This is a genomic window from Wolbachia pipientis (genome assembly GCA_023052945.1).
In the GTDB taxonomy this organism is placed as follows: domain Bacteria; phylum Pseudomonadota; class Alphaproteobacteria; order Rickettsiales; family Anaplasmataceae; genus Wolbachia.
In genome coordinates this window covers 148,657-169,692 of the sequence record CP095495.1, presented here as the reverse complement: position 1 = coordinate 169,692, position 21,036 = coordinate 148,657, and the positions used below count along the sequence as shown (strand labels likewise).

Genomic DNA, 21,036 nt, shown 5'->3' with positions numbered 1-21,036 from the left:
CAAAATATTGGCGTTTTTTTTATTCTAAACGCTTAATAACCGCGATTCAGCCGCTTTTAAATGCGACTAACCTAAATTATAAACATTAAGAAATTTACTAAGTGAAAAAAAAGGCAAAGAAACCCTAGGGTAGCTAGTATTCAAATTCTCCCTTGTCTATTTGACGTCTTTTGCTGTCTTAAATGCTTTATAAGCGCGTTTCGGCTTGTATAGGTAGAAACCTAAAAGTTTTATAAAGACATGAGGTGCACATAGTGCGAAAAATTAAGCATGATTTACGCCAAATACATTAAGTTTTTTTGTCATTAATCCACTGCAGAGATTGCGAAGATAAATAATTAGCTTCAGTTTTATGATAAGGGGGCTGGTGAAATGTGTCAAGCAGCTTTTTCGTTATAGTATAAAGGAGTCCTATGAAAATCTTCTCAATAAAGGAAAAGCGGCAAGGAGCGAACCAAAAGCGATGAGAAAGGATCCAAGCCAGATTATAGACATTCCAGGTTTATAGTGCACTTTAGCTGCAATTTTGCTCTTACTCTTATCAATCTCTCCAATTACAACATAAATATCAGAAAGCAAATTGTGGTAGATACTGCTTTCAACATTTTTCTGACCTTCCGCAAGGTAAAATCTATATTCAGGAGTTACTTCACCCAATATCTTGTTATTCAGCAAATTCCTGATATCCATTGTACCTCTCACTGCATGGAAATTTTTTTCTTTTATTAGCTCAATATTTTGCAAAGTAACTTTAAATTTATTGACTGTTATGCTATCCCCTATTTTTAAGTAATTTTCTTTTTTCTCCTGCCAACCAACTGAATAAGCTATACCAAGCACTAGAATTGCCACTCCAGCATGAGCAAGCATCATTGCATAGTAGGATTTAGAAACTCTTCTTGCTAATAAAATTGATTCGCTCTTAAATAAACGAATTCTTTTACTGTATGCTTCTAAAACAAAGATTAATAATGCTATGGAGATAGTAATTGATAGCACAATTATTAGCTCCATGTGAAAGATAAACGGCAAAATAGCTGCAGCACTGCAGAATGAAAATCTATATTCGTGGAATATTGGCAATAGACTATTTCCCTGCCAACGGCAGTATTGCCCGATTATGGTGAGCACTAGAATAGTGAGTGCAATAGGATTAAGTAAAGAATTGTAATATGGTGCTCCAACTGAAATTAATTCACCGGTTAAATACTCAAGCACTGTAGGGTATAAAGTGCCAACGAACACGATGAAAAAGGCAGTGATGAATAATAAATTGTTCATCAGCATCATCGTAAGGCGTGAAAAGAATCTTCTACCCTCTGTCACTTGAGTAGCAGATTTCTTTTCAGATTCCAATGTCGAGTACTGGAAAGATGTGTGATTCTTTCTCGTAAACACTACAAATATTACTAAGCTACTGACTGTAATTACACCAAGTAGAGCTAATATATATAGTCCATACCTTGAGTCATCTGCAAACGTGTGCACTGAGGTGAGTATTCCTGAGCGGACTAGAAATGTTCCAGTTACACTCAATATAAAAGTTGTAAGCGTAAGTAAAATAGCGAAATTCCTTAAAGTATTGAAATTTCGTACAACGAGCAACAAATGTGTCAGCGCCACTGCAATTAGCCACGGCATCAAAGAAACGTTTTCCACTGGATCCCAAAACCAAAATCCACCCCACCCAAGTTCGCGATATGCCCACCAGCTACCCAAGCTGATGCCCAAAGTGAGCAGCGACCAAGAAATAAGTACCCAAGGCCTGACAATTTTAGCCCAAACATTTCCTTCAGTATTTGCAATTAATCCAGCTATAGAGAGCGAAAAAGGAACGCTAAATCCAAGGTACCCCAAATATAATATTGGTGGGTGAATAGCAAGACCTATATCTTGCAATATCGGATTAAAACCCAATCCATCTGTTTCAATGCCTGGCATTTTAGTGAAGGGGTTTGATTCAAGTAAAGTGAACAGTAAAAAACAAAAGCAAATCAGCCCATGAGTGATTAGAGAGATTTTTTTTAATTTACTGTCGTTATCAGTAAAAATACCCATCAGAAATAGGTAAAAGGTAAGCACTAAGGTCCAAAGCAACATAGACCCTTCTTTATTTCCCCAAACACCACAAATCTTATAGATCAAAGGTTTTGTTGTGTGTGAGTGGTAATATACGTTTTCGAGTGAGAAATCATTTGTAATGTGGCAGTAGATCAAAATAGCCATTGATGTTGATACACAAAAAAATATGGCAGTGGTAATAAACCGACAAGAACTAAGCGGTAAAAACAAATATGTCAAAGACAATAAGCAGGCTAGCAGTAGCAATATATTCCCAAGTTCAGGCATAAAAAATTATAGTTTTTATATAAACAATATTACTGATGACAAGTTAGAAGTTAAAGTGTTAATTGATGCTTGCTATTGATGCTAGCCTGTAGTTAGCTGTGCTAGTATTAATTAAAAATTAAATATTAAGTCTTTATACTTTTATAGATAGCGTTAATATTGAGGTAACATTGTGGGTACAACTAAGATTAGTATATTTCCATTTAATATAAAAGGTAAAGTGGCAAAACAACATGCCGAACCAATAATCGAAAAAAATCTCTATACTATTTTAGGATTCAAAAGTAGAGAAGATTTTGAAAATAAGACAAGTAAGCTTGTTAATAAAAAAGTTTGGCAATCATTTGTTGACTGCTTTGCAAAAGAAATAGATTGTGCAGCAACTGAAAAAGTTGTAAAAAACATCGTTTGTAACATTGCAAAGAGTGATCAAGGTGATGCTTTTACCAAAACTGAACATCTGATATTAAATGAAAAGCAAGATAATAAAAAGAGAGAAAAAGCGATTAGAAAAACTATTAGTATTTTGAGAAAAATCAATCCAGAAAAAGCCTTCAATGAACTTTCAGTAATAAAAAAACAAGCTGAAGATTTTTTACAAACCGATTTTTATAAAGCTCAGAGTAAACCACTTCAAGGATTTGCTCCCTCTGGTGGACAGCTCTTTGCGGAAACTCTGAAATATATAGAAACACTAAAAAGATTATCCGAAGTAAAAAAAGAAGGGCTAGTTAGAGATTTCTTGTTAAATCATGTTAGTTTATTGAATAAAAAGTATCCTAAATCACAAGGTAAAAGGGAAGATGCTATAACAATACTATCAAGTGATGAGTTGAAGAATTTTTACAATAAAGGTGTAGAAGAAGGAATATTACAACCAATGGCATCTTACAAAGGATGCAGAAACCTGTATGACAAAATGAACCAGATAAAAAATGAATCCAAAAGTATAATTAAAAGAGAAGAACGGGAAGAAAATTTGAAGAAAATAGATAAGTCGATAGTCAGCACAATTAATGACATAAAAAAACATAGAGAAGCAATCCTTAACTGTAAAGATTTTCAAAGTTCTTACATAAAAGAGAAAAAAGAACATCCATTTAGAGGCAACGCATGTCAAAAAATGATTGATATATATCAAGAGAGAATTGCTGGATATCAGGAGAAAATTTGTCAAAACTTAAGCCAAATAAAAGCGATATTAAAAAGTGCGCCGCAAGAAATGGATGATGTGGAAGAATTAGAGGAAATAATCGATGGTATGCATGAAGCGAAGCAGTGTGATGAAAATTTTGACTCAGCTTTGATTTGTTTATCGAACATACGGAATGAGCTAGATATTCAACTGGAAAATCCTTCAACAGAGCTAAGATTTTTTCATATTAACGTTAAAACTGAAGTAACTCGGTTATAAGAGTCAAATTTTTGGGACAATTTTAATTCAAGACAGCTCTCGCAACTTTAGTCTGCGTTTTTATTTGGTTGTGTTTTGTTAAAAAAACTTTAGATTTATTTTATAATCGATACTCAAATATAATGACTCAAACTTGGAATTTGTTGCAAACAGGGCAAAAGGAAGGCTATAAAATTGCGTATACTAATGCTCGTATTATCGACCCGGAAACTAAACTTGATATAAAAGGTTCATTATTGACTGAAGGGGATAAAATTATTGACTTTGGTGAATCATTATTTTCAACAAGTGGGGTCGATGAAACAATAGACTGTAAAGAGCTTGTTCTAATGCCAGGCCTTATTGACATTCACGTACATTTTCGTGAACCAGGCCAAGAACATAAAGAAACTATATATACAGGCAGCAAATCTGCAGCTGCGGGAGGCGTTACAACTGTAGTTTGTCAGCCGAACACTGTTCCAGCAATTGATAGCGTTGTTTTGGCTAAATGTTTGAAATATAGAGCACTTGAAACTTCACATGTAAACGTTGAATTTTACGCTAAAATCACCACTTCGGAAGAAAAGTTGACTGAAATGGCACTTTTAAAGGAAGCAGGTGCGGTTGGGTTCACTGATGATGGCATGCCAGTTATGAACCCAATGATTATGAGACAGGCGCTGCTTTATTCGAGTATGCTGGGTGTTCCTATTGCTCAACATGCAGAAGATTTAAATTTATCAGCAGGTGGTGCAATCAACGAAGGTAAAATTTCTGAAGAATTGGGAGTAAAGGGAATCTTGAGTGCGTCAGAATCGGTTATAGTAAGTCGCGATATACTGCTCATGAAAGATATGGAAAATGTGCACTACCATATTTTACATGTCTCTTCAAAAGATTCACTTGATGCTATTAAACGTGCAAAAGATTTGGGATTAAATGTTACGTGCGAAGTAACCCCTCATCACTTCACTTTGACTGAAAATATAGTAAAACAACATGGAGCAATTGCAAAAATGAACCCGCCGCTTCGCACTGAAGAAGATCGTTTAGCTATGATTGAAGGTTTAAAGATAGGTGTGATTGATTGCATTGCAACCGATCACGCTCCGCATGATCGTAATTCTAAAGATCTTCCACTTGAAAATGCTGCATTTGGTATTGTTGGCCTTGAAACAATGCTGCCCCTTTCACTTGAACTTTACCACAGTGGGCAAATGAGTCTACTTGATGTGCTTGCAAAATTGACATATAAGCCTGCAGATATAATACACGTATCACGTGGTCGTATACAAAAAAACCTTGCTGCAGATTTAATTTTAGTTGACCTCAATCATGAATGGGAAATTAAAACTGACAACTTTGCTAGTAAATCAAAGAATTCCCCTTTCGATGGGCGCAAAGTAAAAGGGCACGTGGTACGTACTGTTGTGTCTGGCAAAACTATATACTCACAGAAAAGTTAGTTATCATACCTTATCTATTCCAATTTATTATCGCCAGAATGGGCTAAGTGCACCTAAATTTAAATTAAGAAATCTTAGTCGATTCCACTAGACTTCTTGCATAACCATATAACAAACTTTTATTGGGAATAGAAACGAAAAAATTACTTTACAAACTCCACCAGCCCCCTTATCATGAAAGTGAAGCTATTTTATTTAACTTCGCAGTCTCTGCAGCAGATTAAAATGACAAGAAAGCTTGTATTTGGCGTACTATTGTTTAATTTTTTGCACTATGTGCACCGTATGTCTTTATAAAATTTCTAGGTTTTTACCTACATAAGCTGAAACGCGCTTATAAAGCGTTCAAGACATCACCCAACGTCAAATTTTAAAATAGAGAGTGTAATAACTAGCTACCACGGGTTTTCTATGCCTTTTTTTTCTGCCTAGTAAATTTCTTAAATATTAAAGCTAAGGTGTATTAAATAAGACTTGATCTGACACTTTAAAAAAGCAGGTTATAAAATAATAAAAGAAAGGAGTGTTAGAAATGAGTACAATACAAACAAAAATACTAAACCAAAGCTAGGGTTATTAGAACTAGCAAAACAACTAGGAAATGTATCTCAAGCATGTAAAGTGATGGGATACTCAAGAGATACATTTTATCGATTTAAGGAGTTATATGAAAATGGAGGAGAGGGAGCATTACATGAAATAAGTAAGAAAAAACCGCTATTAGCGAACAGAGTTTCCGATAATATAGAAAGAACAGTGATTGGTATAGCAACAGAATTTCCAGCATATGGGCAAGAAAGAGCTGCAAATGAACTGAGAAAAAGAGGTATAATAATTTCTCAGGGAGGAGTAAGGTCTGTATGGCTAAGAAATGACCTTGAAACTCTCAAAAAGAGACTTAAAGCACTAGAGACAAAAGTAGCTCAAGACGGAATCATTTTAACTGAAGAACAACTTGCAGCTTTAGAAAAAATGAAAGAACAAAAGGAAGCTCATGGTGAAATTGAGACGCAACATCCAGGTTATTTGGGTTCTCAAGATACCTATTATGTGGGCAATATCAAAGGTATAGGGCGAATTTATCAGCAGACTTTTGTTGACACTTATTCCAGGGTTGCAATGGTTAAACTTTACACGGACAGAACAGCTATTACAGCTGAAGATCTTCTCAATGATAGGGTTATTCCATTTTTTGATGAGCAGAAAATTCCATTATTACGCATTCTAACTGATAGGGGTACGGAATATTGTGGCAAGCCAGAAAATCACGCTTATCAGCTATATTTGGGAATCGAAAATATCGACCATTCTAGAACCAAAGCCAACTCTCCACAAACTAATGGCATATGTGAAAGATTTCATAGAACTATGCAAGATGAGTGTTACAATATTATCTTTAGAAAGAAAATCTACAATTCTTTGGAAGATCTACAGATTGATGTTGATTGTTGGTTGCATTCTTATAATGATACAAGACCTCACTCTGGTAAGTACTGCTATGGAAAAACACCTATGCAGACTTTTCTTGATAGCAAACATATTGCTTTTCAGAAAAATATTAGTAGCATTAAACAAGAGACTGATATTAGTTTTAACTACCTCAATTCTTCTGTCAGTTAATTCTTGTCTGTCAGATTAAGTCTTATCTTTTACACCTCAGGTTATATTTTTTCTGAAAATTGCGATAAACATTCGACATAATCTTAAATATCTTTATCTCTCGGATCTTGTTTTCTACTCTCATTCTAAATGATGCTAATCTTCTATTATGCTCTGGAGTTAATGGCTTTTTACGATACTTTTTATATGGAATTATAACATTGCTTTGCAATTTTTGCCAACCTTGATATCCAGAATCGGCATGTTTTATGCTATCAAGTGGTAAATATTTTTCTTGTTTCCTTATGCGGAAATTACTAATTCTACCACGGTATGACTTTGACACTGATAAAATTCTTCCTCCTTCTTCGATAATAATCTCAGTTTTCATAGTGTTGGTTCTTTTTTTCCTGAATATGATTTCTTCCGTTTTTTACTATCTTCTGGTCTCTGTATTTGCTGTTCTGTAACATCAGCCAAAATCTTCAGTATTTTTTCTGGCGTCATACTTCTATCTTTTGTTATAGTCACTTTTTTGGCGAGTAATGGCTCTATTCTCTTAAGTAACCTACATACATTTGCGTTGTGTACATTGAATAGGCATCCTAAAAATCTATGTGTTATGTAAGTGCGATAGTACAAAATTACGCAAAACAACTTATCTTCCAGAGTTGGTAGTTTTGATCTTCTACCATGACACTTTTTCTGTTTTTCGCATCCAGACCTCACTTTTTCCACTACTTTTTCGAACTCCTCTATAGTTAAACCTGTTATATTACGAAAGTTTCTTGGGTATTTTTTCATATTATAGTAACTAAAGCTCATTTTTTTTCCTTACTTGATCTGCTTATTCTTCTTCTACCTCTCTCACATCATTTTTTCAATCACCTTTTTCAGCAGGTCTATAGAAAAACGTTTTCGGTGAGATTGCAGAAAGGCTGGATTCCAGTGTCTGGGCACTGCCGTCATAAAGGAACCAGTGTCAACTACTCGGATGATACCTTTTTCTACTTAGTTTGGGTTATGCAAGAAGTCTACTGTCTCCGAATAAACGCATCCTCTTATCTTTTCCTAATTTGTAAAGTTATTTTGTCTATCAATCTGATTCCCAAATAGCAAAATTGTTGTATAATGTTACTTTGAAGTTTTATTTTCAATGCACAAGTTTGCAATACTCTTTTCTATACTGCTTGCAATAGGTGCTTACTATTTAAACAGTGAGATTATATTTGAAATAGCAAAGCTGTTTAGTGACATATTTATCAGCTTGCTCAAATTAATAAGTTTACCTCTGGTTTTTCTATCAATAGTTTCCACAATTTCCGGGCTCAAAGACTCAATCGAAATTAAAACCTTAGTTAAGAAAACACTATTTTATACGCTGCTTACAACTATTATAGCTGCGTTTGTTGCATTATTGTTTTACCTGCTAATAGACCCAGTGAAAAAAAATTTCATATGTAACACGATAGGAAGTTTGGATAATAACAATTACAGTTACTTTTCATACTTAAAATCACTCATTCCTTCGAATTTTGTGCAAGTTTTTCTTGAAAATAACGTTATTGGTAGCATATTGATCGCTTTTTTGATGGGTGGAGCTATTGTTTCACTTTCAAAAGAAAAGCAGGACATATTACATCAAATATTCTCTGCACTTTTCGATACGTTACTTAAAATTGCTCAGGGGTTACTAAAGCTTGTTCCACTTACTGTGTGGTCTTTTATTACATGTTTTTTGCACGAATTAAAAGGTGGTAGCGAGTTCTACAGTCTTTTATGGTATTTTGTTTGTATAATGTCTGCAAATTTTGTGCAGGCATTTCTGATTTTACCGCTACTTATGTGGTATAAAGGCATATCACCAATTCAAACGCTGAAAGGGGTTATGCCGGCACTCACACTTGCGTTTTTTTCTAAATCATCCAGTGCAACGCTGCCTACAACCATAGACTGTGTGCAAAACAAGCTAAAGGTGCCAAAGAAATTGTCGTCCTTTATTTTACCAATATGCACAACAATTAACATGAATGCATGTGCTGCATTTATACTAATCACTGTAATGTTTGTTGCAGAGATGAATGGATGCGCATTTTCCTTAAGCGAAATGTTGATATGGATTTTTTTAGCAACTAGTGCAGCAATTGGTAACGCTGGAGTGCCGATGGGGTGCTATTTTATGGCAACCAGTTATCTCATGTCGATGAATGTTCCCCTGCATATTATGGGACTGATTTTGCCTATTTATACAATCATCGATATGTTTGAAACTGCAATAAACGTGTGGTCTGATATTTGTATCACTCAGATAATTAATAAAGAATGTAATAGTGAAACTTAAAAAATGATATTAGACGAAAATAACCTAATAATAAAGGAATTTAAAGAAGCAGAAGCAATTTTGCATGGGCATTTTGTTTTATCATCTAGGCTGCATAGTGACACATACATACAGTGTGCGAAGATTTTTGAAAATCCAAGCAGAGCCATGAAAGTTTGCGCATTATTAGCAGATAAAATAAAAAAAGAATTAAATAGCTCCATAGATTTAATATTATCTCCTGCAATTGGCGGAATAGTTGTAGGTTATGAGATTGGCAGGCAGCTTGGAATAAAGACAATGTTTTGCGAGCGCGTTAATGGCAAGTTTGAATTACGCCGTGGGTTTGAAATTAAAAAAGGTGAAAAAATATTACTTATTGAGGATGTGATAACCACAGGTAAATCTTCGCTTGAAGCAGTGGAATGTGCAGAAGGGGAGGGAGGTAAAGTCATTGCTGAAGCTTCTCTAATAAAGAGGAATAGTGAAACGAAACTGCCTTTTCCTGTCATATCTTTGATTGAACTGAACATCAAAAACTACAGCGAGGAAGAACTTCCAAGTGAATTAAAACAACTACCCATAACAAAACCTGGGAGTAGAGAATATTTAACAAAGTAATCCTATAATATCTTGGAAACACAGCATTTATACACGGCTTTAGTTATTTACTCCAAGTGTATTTTATGTATACTTATTACTAAATTAATTTTGAAATGATAGAAAATGAACGAATTTAAATCGATCCGAAATATAGCAATAATCGCACACGTCGACCACGGGAAAACTACTTTACTCGATAACATGTTAAAACAAAGTGGCACGTTTCGTGAGAATCAAGAAGTTCAAGAACGAGTAATGGATAGTGGTGACCAAGAGCGTGAACGCGGAATTACAATACTTGCAAAATGCACATCAATAATGTGGGGCGATGAAAAGATCAATATTATTGATACGCCAGGGCACGCGGACTTTGGTGGAGAAGTAGAAAGGGTATTGTGCATGGCAGATGGTGTGTTGCTGCTGGTTGACGCTGCAGAAGGGCCAATGCCACAAACAAAATTTGTGCTCTCAAAAGCACTAAAAGCAAATTTGAAGCCAATTGTGATAATCAATAAGGTCGACCGACCAGACAGCAGAATTGATGAAGTATTAAATGAAATATATGAGTTATTTTTTAACCTTGATGCAACCAACGAGCAGCTAGATTTTCCAGTATTGTATGCTTCAGGTAGAAATGGCTGGTGTGCTAAGGAGCTTTCTGATGAAAGAAAAGATTTAAGCCCATTATTTTCAACGGTTATAGATTATATAAAACCTTCTGTTTATGATCAAAATGCCCCTTTTGCTATGTTGGTCACTCTACTTGAGTCTGATAAGTTTCTTGGCAGAATATTGACAGGAAAGGTTTATCAGGGCGTTGCAAAAGTCAATTCAGATCTTAAGGTACTTGATCTGGACGGTAAAGTAATTGAACGAGGGAGATTAACTAAGTTGCTCTCATTTTCTGGCTTGAAACGTATTCCAGTAGAACAAGCTGTGGCGGGAGACATAATTGCAATTGCAGGACTTGAGAAAGCTTCAGTTTCTGACACTATAGCAGCATCAGAGGTTACAACTGCAGTCAGCTCAACTCCAGTTGATCCACCAACAATGGCAATTACTATAAGTGTTAATGACTCACCTTTTGCTGGGCAAGAGGGAACAAAGCTTACCTCAACTGTTATAAAAGATCGTTTATATGCAGAAGCAGAAACAAATGTTGCAATTACCGTAACTTTGGCATCAAGTGGTGAAGCGTTTGAAGTAGGTGGACGTGGTGAGCTACAGCTTGGAGTGTTAATTGAAAATATGAGGAGAGAAGGTTTTGAACTTTCAGTATCACGCCCTCGCGTGCTATTTAAGGAAGAAGATGGCAAAAAACTTGAACCTATAGAGGAAGTAGTAATTGATGTAGATGATGAATATAGTGGAATCATCATGGAAAAACTCAGCTTCCGAAAAGGTGAAGTGACTGACATGAGACCTTCTGGTAATGGTAGGACAAGATTAACGTTTTTAGTGCCATCAAGAGGATTAATTGGTTATCAAGGAGAGTTTTTAACTGATTCTCGGGGCACAGGCATAATTAACCGTTTATTTCATAGTTATGCTCCACATAAAGGTCCAATTTCTGGAAGGCGCAATGGAGTTTTAATTTCTACAGATAAGGGTGAGGCTGTGGCGTATGCAATTTTCAATTTGCAAGACAGGGGAATTATGTTTATCAAGCCACAGGATAAGGTATATTGTGGCGTGGTTGTCGGCCAGCATAGCCGTGACAATGATTTGGAGGTAAACGTGCTAAAAGGTAAGCAATTAACAAACGTAAGAGCTTCAGGTAGTGATGAAGCCATAAAACTCACTCCTCCAAAGATAATGACACTGGAGGATATGATAGCGTATATAGATGATGATGAATTGGTGGAAGTAACTCCAAAATCTATACGTTTACGCAAGAAATTCCTTGATCCAAATGAACGTAAGCGTGCAGGAAGGGCAAAGAATAAGGAGTAGAGGTTTCTTTTTGCAGGTAATTTTCGTAGCAGCGTACTATCTCGCTTGTCAAGCGTTTAAAACATAAAAAACGCCAATATTTTAAAGCGGATAATAACCACGGGGCTTCTTTTGCCTTTTTTTTCATTTGGTAAATTTCTTAATGTTTGTAGCTAAAGTAACTTAGGTTCACCGACAACCGTCATCCCACTACGTGTTAGCGGGATCTATGCTAAGGAGATACTGCGGCGGTATGACGTAGATACCGTCTTGTCAGTCAAAAAAAAATTATAAAAATTGAACCTTAAGCTGTATTGTAAAATCACAAAATACTGCCAACAGTTTAGTGGTATAAAGATTATTATAGTTAATGTATATGTTGATAAGTAAATTCCTGCTGTCTTATATATAAAACTAATTTACTTATCAACATATCCACTAACCAACTACATTCAATAAATTCGTGTAAGATGCCATTTTATATGAGATGGCTTAGAAGCATTTTTTGATTTTAAACTCCAGTCAACCTCTTAGCCCTATAGTTTTTCTGGATCAAAAGCCTTCTTTGAGCTTAGAACACCAAAAACAATATGGAGTAACTTACGCATCGCAGCTCCCACAATGGCCATATTATGCTTGCCTTTTTCTTTTAATCTCTTGCAAAAAGTTATAATAATAGGATTGTGATTTTTAGCTACTATAGCAGGAAAATACATTGCCTTACGTAGTGTTCGTGAACCTGATTTACTTAATCTGGGCTTGGCATATACAGATGAACCTGATGTTATATTTCGTGCCAGCGTATGCTGCCAATTGCCTGGCATGTATAAAAGCCTTTATGTCAGGAATTTCCGCTAAAATAGCTATTCTCTCCTATACCTGAATAGGAGTTGAAAATCTTCCAACAATTCTTTGTGTTGTTTTAATAGTTCACGTATGGAGTTTTTTATTGTTTCTATTTTTTGCTCTATAGACCTGCTGCGAATCAAGCGATAAAAAAAAGGAAAGGAGGGTGACTAAAATCAAGGTTAACTAAAAGGCGTGCTTAAGATTTACAATACCAGCAATAATATTGAACCTCAGGTTATATTTTTTCTGAAAATTGCGATAAACATTCGACATAATCTTAAATATCTTTATCTCTCGGATCTTGTTTTCTACTCTCATTCTAAATGATGCTAATCTTCTATTATGCTCTGGAGTTAATGGCTTTTTACGATACTTTTTATATGGAATTATAACATTGCTTTGCAATTTTTGCCAACCTTGATATCCAGAATCGGCATGTTTTATGCTATCAAGTGGTAAATATTTTTCTTGTTTCCTTATGCGGAAATCACTAATTCTACCACGGTATGACTTTGACACTGATAAAATTCTTCCTCCTTCTTCGATAATAATCTCAGTTTTCATAGTGTTGGTTCTTTTTTTTCCTGAATATGATTTCTTCCGTTTTTTACTATCTTCTGGTCTCTGTATTTGCTGTTCTGTAACATCAGCCAAAATCTTCAGTATTTTTTCTGGCGTCATACTTCTATCTTTTGTTATAGTCACTTTTTTGGCGAGTAATGGCTCTATTCTCTTAAGTAACCTACATACATTTGCGTTGTGTACATTGAATAGGCATCCTAAAAATCTATGTGTTATGTAAGTGCGATAGTACAAAATTACGCAAAACAACTTATCTTCCAGAGTTGGTAGTTTTGATCTTCTACCATGACACTTTTTCTGTTTTTCGCATCCAGACCTCACTTTTTCCACTACTTTTTCGAACTTCTCTATAGTTAAACCTGTTATATTACGAAAGTTTCTTGGGTATTTTTTCATATTATAGTAACTAAAGCTCATTTTTTTTCCTTACTTGATCTGCTTATTCTTCTTCTACCTCTCTCACATCATTTTTTCAATCACCTTTTTCAGCAGGTCTATAGGGGCGCTGGGACGACACCGTCATAAAGTGAAACTAGATTGTATCTTATCGGTAAAAAAGAAGAGCTATTTTAGGAAGTTTTTATAGGGCTAAAACTAAAGAAAACTTGCATATAAGTTTATCAAGTGTAAAATTAGAGTTGTTTTAAAAGAATAGGTCAATTATGAATCTTGTAACAAAATCTGCTATCGATTTTACTGCTTCAGCTGTTCTCTCTGACGGAGAAATTGTTGATGATTTCTGTCTGAGTAAGCACATAAAAAATAAGTATGCTATCCTTTTTTTCTATCCACATGATTTTACTTTTGTTTGCCCAACTGAATTGATATCGCTCAATAATAGAATAAATGAGTTTGCAAAGCGTGGTATTGAAGTGATAGGAATAAGTGTAGATTCAAAATTTTCACATTATAAATGGCGAAACACTCCAGTTAATGATGGTGGTATTGGAGAGGTTAGCTACGCTTTAGTGTCTGATATCAAAAAGTCTATATCAAGAGACTATGGAGTATTGCATGATGATTCAGTTGCACTGAGGGCAACTTTCGTTATTGATGATAAATTTATTGTGCGCCATCAATCGATAAATGATTTGCCTTTAGGGCGTAATATTGATGAGTTTATTAGAATTGTAGATGCAATAAACCATAACAAAGAGCATGGTGAGGTATGTCCAGCTGGATGGAAGAGGGGCAAGCCGGCAATGCAGGCGAGTAATGAAGGAGTAGCTGATTATCTAAACTCATACAGTGAAGAATTATAGATTTAGTACAAAAGTTCTTATTATTGGATCTGGAGCAGCGGGTTATGCTGCTGCTATATATGCAGCACGTGCAAACTTAGAGCCAATTGTAGTAACAGGAATGCAGCCTGGTGGTCAGCTTACGATTACTACGGATGTTGAAAATTATCCCGGGTTTATTTCAATACAAGGGCCAGAGCTCATGGCCCAAAAGAAGTTGCATGCAGAGAAGGTTGGAGCAAAAATAATAGATGATGAGATAAAAAGCGTTGAACAACTTGAGGATTCTAATGAGTATAGGTTTAGATCTTCTGGTAATACTAATGACTACTATTCAGATGCAATTATAATTGCATCTGGTGCGCAAGCGAAGTGGCTTGGTCTCAAGAGTGAAAAGGAATTTCAAGGTTACGGAGTTTCAGCTTGTGCAACTTGTGATGGTGCATTTTTTAGGAATAAAGTTGTAGCTGTGGTTGGTGGTGGAAACACTGCTGTTGAAGAAGCAATATTTTTAACTCGATTTGCCAAAAAAGTGATATTAATACACAGGCGTGATAAATTGAAAGCGGAAAAAGTAATGCAAGATAGGCTCTTTAAAAATGATAAAATAAAAGTAATGTGGAACCATACTGTAGAGCAGATTCTTGGAGAAGAAAATCCAAGAAAAGTTACTGGTATTATAGTTAAATCAACGGAAACTCAAGAGTTAGAAGTGGATGGAGTGTTCATTGCAATTGGGCATGCACCAAATACAGGTGTTTTTAAAGGCTTTGTTGAAATGGATCAGCAGGGTTATATAATTACAAAACCTGGAACAACTTTAACTAGTAAAGCAGGAGTATTTGCTGCAGGTGATGTTCAAGATAAGGTATATCGTCAGGCAGTAGTTGCAGCAGGAACAGGGTGCATGGCTGCACTTGATGCAGAAAAGTTTTTAGAGTCGTAGTTAATTCTAGGATTTTATAGCTAACCAAAGTAAGATTTCCCCGAGCGCTGAAAGACAAAATCAATAGCCGAATTAATATTGGGCCAAAAGCTTGGCAGCACTTTTCTTATGATATGCTTAATAGCAAACCAGAACTTCTCAATCGGATTTAAATCCGGTGAGTATGCCGGCAAGAACAAAATTTTATACCCAACATTTTCTATCAAATTTTTCGTTCTTGCAGATTTATGAAAGCTTGCATTATCGAGAACAATAGTCTGCCCAGGTTTTAATATAGGAACAAGTATATTTTCTACATAAGCATCAAAAATCTCGCTGTTGCAGTAGCCCTCAATTACCCAGGGTGCTTTCTTTTCCTTCATTTAGGGCTCCTATTATGCTTACCCTCTTTCTTTTAAACCCTGGTTTATCGGCAAATAACCTCTTGCCTTTTTGAGACCACCCATATTCATAAAATCTGTTGTCTTCTACTCCAGACTCATCTATGAATATCAAGTTTTCTTTTTCTATTCCTTCTATTTTTTTTATGAACTCCTTGCGTTTTTCCTCATTCCTTTCCTGATAAAGAAAAGTTTTTTTTATATGTATAGTTTACTTTTTTAAGATAATTGTAGACTGTGTCTTTACACATTTTGGTAGCCTGAAGACGGTTTTATACTTCCTGTTTCTTCTCTTCTTTTCCTTCACCAGTATATAGTTTTTCTATCAATTTTGAACATCTTGCCTACTTCTTCCATAGTCATTTTTTTCTCCTCAACCACTTTTAAAACTCGTTCCCTCAGATCCTCACTTTGGCATCATTTTACCTTAATTAAAGCAGTATTATACCTTTTTACACTCCTTTGAGGAAACCTTATTTTGGTTAGCTATAAAACTCCTTTTTCTAGTTTCACGTCTTCCTTTTTTGCTTATAAATGAGAGAAAAACATCAAAGCGATCTTTCGATACGTCTATGCCTAAAAAGTTGTTGATCATATATACGTTACCATTAAAAATGAAAAGTAAGGCTAGTCTTGTGAATACAGAATTAGAACCATTTAGGTTTTTCTACGATACCGTCCAGCCTGTACTCTTGAGAAGGGAACTCTTATCTACCTCACAGATTCTATATCTAAGACCGCTGACAGAGTTCTTCCCTTCTCCATCTAATGCTTAAGCTTAAAACATTAAGACCTGCTGAAAAAGGTGATTGAAAAAATGATGTGAGAGAGGTAGAAGAAGAATAAGCAGATCAAGTAAGGAAAAAAAATGAGCTTTAGTTACTATAATATGAAAAAATACCCAAGAAACTTTCGTAATATAACAGGTTTAACTATAGAGGAGTTCGAAAAAGTAGTGGAAAAAGTGAGGTCTGGATGCGAAAAACAGAAAAAGTGTCATGGTAGAAGATCAAAACTACCAACTCTGGAAGATAAGTTGTTTTGCGTAATTTTGTACTATCGCACTTACATAACACATAGATTTTTAGGATGCCTATTCAATGTACACAACGCAAATGTATGTAGGTTACTTAAGAGAATAGAGCCATTACTCGCCAAAAAAGTGACTATAACAAAAGATAGAAGTATGACGCCAGAAAAAATACTGAAGATTTTGGCTGATGTTACAGAACAGCAAATACAGAGACCAGAAGATAGTAAAAAACGGAAGAAATCATATTCAGGAAAAAAAAGAACCAACACTATGAAAACTGAGATTATTATCGAAGAAGGAGGAAGAATTTTATCAGTGTCAAAGTCATACCGTGGTAGAATTAGTAATTTCCGCATAAGGAAACAAGAAAAATATTTACCACTTGATAGCATAAAACATGCCGATTCTGGATATCAAGGTTGGCAAAAATTGCAAAGCAATGTTATAATTCCATATAAAAAGTATCGTAAAAAGCCATTAACTCCAGAGCATAATAGAAGATTAGCATCATTTAGAATGAGAGTAGAAAACAAGATCCGAGAGATAAAGATATTTAAGATTATGTCGAATGTTTATCGCAATTTTCAGAAAAAATATAACCTGAGGTTCAATATTATTGCTGGTATTGTAAATCTTAAGCACGCCTTTTAGTTAACCTTGATTTTAGTCACCCTCCTTTCCTTTTTTTTATCGCTTGATTCGCAGCAGGTCTTATGTTAAGAGATACCGCGGCGGTATGACGTAGGGCTATAGGTGTCATCCCAGTGCTCCTTTTTTTGTCATCCGAGCCCCTATGATGTCATTCCAGCGCGTGACGCTGGAATCTAGTTCTTATTGTACATTTACTTGGTGTAGAGTTAAGTTTCCTGGATCCAAGTAGTCAGGGCACTGGGATGACAAAGAAATAGGCACTGGGATGACAGGAGAATGGGCGACTTGGATCCTAGAGGGAAGCGTTCGTGCAATTATTGTGCATGAATTTAAATAGCACAACTTATGACAATTATCTTCGCACCAAAATGTTTGTGAGACTCAGTGTTTAGATTTACTTCGCCTATTCAGCTAATTTTTATTACAATTATAACAAAATAATTTTGGCTTTGATGAAAACTGTATATGTATGTCAATCATGTGGTTACAGCACTGGTAGGTGGGTAGGAAAGTGCATTGCATGTGACAATTGGGATACAGTTGTTGAAGAAATAGCAGTAAAAACGAGCAAAAGAAGTATATCTGCGCCAATTTTAATAAAGACGTTATCGGGTAGCGAAATTATCACTCCAAGTCGTTTTCTAATAGGAGTAGAAGAATTAGATAGAGTTTTTGGTGGGGGTATTGTTCAAGGTGCCAGCATTTTAATTGGTGGCGAACCTGGTATTGGGAAATCTACCCTTTTGCTTAGAATTGCAGCTAATGTTGTGCAACTTTCCTCTTTTGAATGTCTTTATGTATCTGGCGAGGAATCTTTAGAGCAAGTGAGTCTCAGAGCAAAGCGTCTTAAGATAAATGAACCTAAAATTAAGCTTTTATCTACAGTGTCTTTAACTGATGTAGTAGCAACAATAAAGGAAAATAAAAGTATTAAATTTTTAGTAATTGACTCTATACAAACAATGTATGATAGCAGAATTACATCGGCACCAGGCACTGTAACCCAGGTTCGTACTTGCGCTCATGAATTAACCATTCTTGCGAAACAATATGGTATTTCTCTTTTAATAGTTGGTCATATAACTAAGGATGGACAAATAGCTGGACCTAAAACTTTGGAGCATATGGTAGATACGGTATTATATTTTGAAGGTGAAAATAGTAATCAATATCGCATTTTACGCACTATTAAAAATAGATTTGGTCCTGCAAATGAAATTGGTGTTTTTGAGATGTCTGAAGCAGGACTTGTGCCTGTTGATAATCCATCATCATTGTTTCTGATGGCCCATGACAGAGAAGTAGTTGGCAGCGCCGTATTTGCAGGAATTGAAGGTTCAAGACCAATTTTAATGGAAGTGCAAGCATTAATAGCAGGGACTAATATGGCAACCCCAAGAAGGGCAGTAGTTGGGTGGGATATTAATCGATTGGCTATGATCATTGCGGTGCTAAATGCTTGTTGTAAAATGTTTTTGCATGATAAAGAAGTGTACCTAAACATTGCAGGGGGACTCAAAATACAGGAACCATCGGCTGATCTTGCTGTTGCTGCTTCCCTTATTTCAAGTGTAGTAAATTTACCGCTGCCAACTTCTTCAATAATCTGCGGTGAAGTTGCACTTTCAGGAGAAATTAGGAATGTTTCGCATGCTGATCTTAGACTAAAAGAAGCACAAAAGTTAGGATTCAAAAAAGCAATTATGCCTAAAAATGGTAATTACTCTTTTCATGATATTGAGATAATCAAGCTTAGTCACGTAAGGGAATTAAGAGAAGTCTTTAATTACAATTAAATAACGCTTCAGCAAACTCTTTACTAGTAAACTCCTTTAAGTCCTCTATACTTTCACCAATTCCTATAGCATGTAACTTTACCTTATAAGCTTCTGCAAGGCCAATTACCACTCCGCCCTTAGCAGTGCCATCTAGCTTTGTTATGATTAACCCTGTAACACTAACCATCTTACTAAATGCCTCTAATTGGCTATAAGCATTTTGGCCGGTAGTTGCATCAAGAACTAAAATAACGTCATGAGGGGCAGTGTCATCCAATTTCTTTATCGTTCTATATATTTTTGATAACTCCTCCATAAGGTTCACATTATTTTGCAGCCTTCCTGCTGTGTCAATTAGAACAACATCAACGTTATCTTTCATAGCTTGACTTACAGCTCTATATGCCACACTTGCAGAGTCGCTACCGTACTCTCCAGTAACGATAGAACAACCAGAGCGTTCTGCCCAAATGTTTAATTGTTCAGTAGCAGCAGCTCTAAATGTATCGCATGCAACAAGCATAACGGACTTTCCCATCTCCTTATATTTATATGCGAGCTTGCCTATAGTCGTGGTTTTACCATTACCGTTTACTCCGCATACCATTATTATATGTGGTTTTTTGTTCAAAATTAACGGTTGCACAACTGGGCTCAATATAGCTTCTATTTCGTTCATTAACTGCTGCGAGATAATATTATACTCAACTTCCTTGTCAAATTTGATGCTTGCGAGCCTATCGATAATCAACTTAGAAGTTTTATGACCAATATCCATGCTAATTAGCAATTCTTCTAGCTCATCTAAAAGCGACTGATCTAATTTTTTTTTGCCAGAAAAAATACTTTTCACCCCGTCGCTAAAGCGAGAAGAAGTTTTTAACAAGCCTTTATAAAGGTTACTAAACAAACTCAAGGGAATACTCCTTTTTAAATTATAAACTTAATGACAACATAGAGACGCTGGTTGTAAAGAAATACACGTATTATGTGTATTTGTAAAGTTAAACAGTCGTTTTACGGGAATTTTGAAAGTAAAAATCACGTAAAACGATTGTTTTCCTTTAGTTTTTAACCTAAACATGTTATAATGTAGAATAGCGGTTCACAGGTAATTTTATGAGTTATAATGAGAAAATTTTAGATCATTACGAAAATCCAAGGAATGTTGGCTCTCTGGATAAAAATGATCCAAATGTTGGTACTGGTTTAGTTGGTGCACCATCGTGCGGTGATGTAATGAAATTGCAGATAAAGGTCAATGACAAAGGTGTTATTGAAGATGCAAAATTTAAAACTTTTGGTTGTGGTTCTGCCATCGCTTCGAGCTCTTTGCTCACAGAGATGATCAAAGGAAAAACTATTGAGGATGTAACAAAGATAAAAAACACGCAAATAGTGGAAGAGTTATCTTTACCTCCAGTGAAGATACACTGCTCGGTGCTTGCCGAAGATGCTATAAAAGCTGCTATTCACGATTACCAAAGTAAACAAAAATAGCTATGAGTAAATATCAAGAAGTAAATGCCGCAAAGAAAGATAAAAAACCTATCACTATCACTGCAAATGCAGTGGAAAGAATAAGGCATTTATTGAATCGAAAACAGCATGCTAACCTTGAGAAATTAGAAGAAGCAATAGGAATAAGAGTGCTAATTAAACAAAAGGGATGTTCCGGTTTAAAATATGATATTGAATATGCATATGATATTCGTCCTTTAGAGTCGATAATTGAAGAAAGTTGCAGTGATGACCAAAAAGTTAAAGTGTTGATCGATCCAAAATCCGTCATGTTTATTCTTGGCTCTGAAATGGATTATGTAGAAGAAAAATTTTCATCGGGTTTTGTTTTCAAAAATCCCAATGAAAAAGGAAAGTGTGGTTGTGGAGAGAGTTTTCATGTCTAGCAGC

At 35.4% G+C, this 21,036-nt stretch carries 17 protein-coding genes and 3 pseudogenes; 12 read left to right on the top strand and 8 right to left on the bottom strand.

Features of this window, described 5'->3' with window-relative positions:
- Positions 1-411: 411 nt before the first annotated feature.
- Complete coding sequence (locus tag MWH06_00770; GenBank protein ID UPA55234.1) at positions 412-2,349, bottom strand: heme lyase CcmF/NrfE family subunit; 1,938 nt, start codon at positions 2,347-2,349, stop codon at positions 412-414.
- Between the two features lie 172 nt (positions 2,350-2,521).
- Between MWH06_00770 and MWH06_00765 the strand changes: the two genes are divergently transcribed.
- The 3 genes from MWH06_00765 (at position 2,522) to MWH06_00755 (ending at position 6,831) form a co-directional block, all read left to right on the top strand.
- Positions 2,522-3,763, top strand: coding sequence for a hypothetical protein (locus tag MWH06_00765; GenBank protein UPA55233.1), 1,242 nt, complete (start codon positions 2,522-2,524; stop codon positions 3,761-3,763).
- 122 nt (positions 3,764-3,885) lie between these two features.
- Positions 3,886-5,211 carry a dihydroorotase gene (locus tag MWH06_00760; GenBank protein ID UPA55232.1) on the top strand — a complete coding sequence of 442 codons (1,326 nt, stop codon included), beginning with the start codon at positions 3,886-3,888 and terminating at the stop codon, positions 5,209-5,211.
- A gap of 624 nt (positions 5,212-5,835) precedes the next feature.
- A complete protein-coding gene (locus MWH06_00755) occupies positions 5,836-6,831 on the top strand; it encodes an IS481 family transposase (GenBank protein UPA55231.1) in 996 nt (331 codons plus the stop codon).
- A gap of 22 nt (positions 6,832-6,853) precedes the next feature.
- On the opposite strand, the pseudogene MWH06_00750 reads toward MWH06_00755, so the two are convergent.
- Positions 6,854-7,635, bottom strand: a pseudogene (locus MWH06_00750) (transposase).
- 331 nt (positions 7,636-7,966) lie between these two features.
- Between MWH06_00750 and MWH06_00745 the strand changes: the two are divergent.
- The 3 genes from MWH06_00745 (at position 7,967) to typA (ending at position 11,686) form a co-directional block, all read left to right on the top strand.
- Positions 7,967-9,151 (top strand): dicarboxylate/amino acid:cation symporter, encoded by a 1,185-nt coding sequence (locus MWH06_00745; GenBank protein ID UPA55230.1) that lies wholly within the window; start codon positions 7,967-7,969, stop codon positions 9,149-9,151.
- Between the two features lie 3 nt (positions 9,152-9,154).
- The gene (gene pyrE, locus MWH06_00740) at positions 9,155-9,751 is read left to right on the top strand and encodes an orotate phosphoribosyltransferase (GenBank protein UPA55229.1); all 597 of its coding nucleotides are present in this window, start codon (positions 9,155-9,157) and stop codon (positions 9,749-9,751) included.
- Between the two features lie 105 nt (positions 9,752-9,856).
- On the top strand, positions 9,857-11,686 hold the full coding sequence (typA, locus tag MWH06_00735) for a translational GTPase TypA (GenBank protein ID UPA55228.1): 1,830 nt from the start codon (positions 9,857-9,859) through the stop codon (positions 11,684-11,686).
- A gap of 490 nt (positions 11,687-12,176) precedes the next feature.
- Here the strand turns inward: typA and MWH06_00730 are convergent.
- A pseudogene (locus tag MWH06_00730) lies at positions 12,177-12,645 on the bottom strand (transposase).
- A gap of 52 nt (positions 12,646-12,697) precedes the next feature.
- Positions 12,698-13,513: a transposase gene (locus tag MWH06_00725; GenBank protein UPA55227.1), complete on the bottom strand. Its 816-nt coding sequence runs from the start codon at positions 13,511-13,513 to the stop codon at positions 12,698-12,700.
- A 245-nt stretch (positions 13,514-13,758) separates the two neighbouring features.
- On the opposite strand from MWH06_00725, the gene MWH06_00720 reads away from it, so the two are divergent.
- A complete protein-coding gene (locus MWH06_00720; protein UPA55226.1) occupies positions 13,759-14,358 on the top strand; it encodes a peroxiredoxin in 600 nt (199 codons plus the stop codon).
- Positions 14,345-15,283: a thioredoxin-disulfide reductase gene (gene trxB / locus MWH06_00715; GenBank protein UPA55225.1), complete on the top strand. Its 939-nt coding sequence runs from the start codon at positions 14,345-14,347 to the stop codon at positions 15,281-15,283. The genes MWH06_00720 and trxB overlap by 14 nt, the downstream gene beginning before the upstream one ends.
- Before the next feature lie 20 nt (positions 15,284-15,303).
- Here the strand turns inward: trxB and MWH06_00710 are convergent, their stop codons facing one another.
- The 3 genes and pseudogenes from MWH06_00710 to MWH06_00700 form a co-directional block, all read right to left on the bottom strand.
- Positions 15,304-15,645 carry a transposase gene (locus tag MWH06_00710; GenBank protein UPA55224.1) on the bottom strand — a complete coding sequence of 114 codons (342 nt, stop codon included), beginning with the start codon at positions 15,643-15,645 and terminating at the stop codon, positions 15,304-15,306.
- Positions 15,614-15,778, bottom strand: a complete 165-nt coding sequence (locus MWH06_00705) for a transposase (GenBank protein UPA55223.1) — start codon at positions 15,776-15,778, stop codon at positions 15,614-15,616. The genes MWH06_00710 and MWH06_00705 overlap by 32 nt, the downstream gene beginning before the upstream one ends.
- 381 nt (positions 15,779-16,159) lie before the next feature.
- Positions 16,160-16,258, bottom strand: a pseudogene (locus MWH06_00700) (IS110 family transposase).
- 273 nt (positions 16,259-16,531) lie between these two features.
- Between MWH06_00700 and MWH06_00695 the strand changes: the two are divergent.
- Positions 16,532-17,347, top strand: a complete 816-nt coding sequence (locus MWH06_00695) for a transposase (protein ID UPA55222.1) — start codon at positions 16,532-16,534, stop codon at positions 17,345-17,347.
- Positions 17,348-17,799: 452 nt separating this feature from the next.
- Positions 17,800-19,143 carry a DNA repair protein RadA gene (radA, locus tag MWH06_00690; protein ID UPA55221.1) on the top strand — a complete coding sequence of 448 codons (1,344 nt, stop codon included), beginning with the start codon at positions 17,800-17,802 and terminating at the stop codon, positions 19,141-19,143.
- Here radA and ftsY read toward each other — a convergent pair.
- Positions 19,130-20,041, bottom strand: a complete 912-nt coding sequence (gene ftsY, locus MWH06_00685) for a signal recognition particle-docking protein FtsY (GenBank protein ID UPA55220.1) — start codon at positions 20,039-20,041, stop codon at positions 19,130-19,132. The two genes, radA and ftsY, sit on opposite strands and share 14 nt — an antisense overlap.
- Before the next feature lie 203 nt (positions 20,042-20,244).
- Here ftsY and iscU point away from each other — a divergent pair, with 203 nt between their 5' ends.
- Positions 20,245-20,625, top strand: a complete 381-nt coding sequence (gene iscU / locus MWH06_00680; protein ID UPA55219.1) for a Fe-S cluster assembly scaffold IscU — start codon at positions 20,245-20,247, stop codon at positions 20,623-20,625.
- 2 nt (positions 20,626-20,627) lie between these two features.
- The gene (locus tag MWH06_00675; GenBank protein ID UPA55218.1) at positions 20,628-21,032 is read left to right on the top strand and encodes an iron-sulfur cluster assembly accessory protein; all 405 of its coding nucleotides are present in this window, start codon (positions 20,628-20,630) and stop codon (positions 21,030-21,032) included.
- The last annotated feature ends 4 nt before the right edge of the window (positions 21,033-21,036 follow it).